Raw genomic sequence first — 238 nt, 5'->3', positions numbered from 1 at the left:
CGCTGACGGAGCGCGCCATGGCCACCCTGCACACCCAGCTCAACCCGCGCTCGGCGGAGTTTGCCGCCAACAGCGCAGCGATGCGCCACCAGGTCGACGCCCTTCACACCCTGCTCGCCCACGTGCAACAAGGCGGCGGCGCAAAAGCCCAGGAGCGGCACACCTCACGCGGCAAGCTGCTACCTCGCGAGCGAATCAACCGCCTGCTCGATCCTGGCTCGCCGTTCCTTGAACTCAG

General features: G+C 68.1%; 1 pseudogene. It reads left to right on the top strand.

What is annotated here, in order from left to right:
* Nucleotides 1-17: 17 nt before the first annotated feature.
* Nucleotides 18-238: pseudogene (locus KZZ07_RS27395) on the top strand (methylcrotonoyl-CoA carboxylase); the annotation flags it as partial.

It is taken from the genome of Mameliella sp. CS4 (genome assembly GCF_019392335.1).
Taxonomy (GTDB): domain Bacteria; phylum Pseudomonadota; class Alphaproteobacteria; order Rhodobacterales; family Rhodobacteraceae; genus Antarctobacter.
This window is presented reverse-complemented; position numbering and strand designations above follow the sequence as displayed.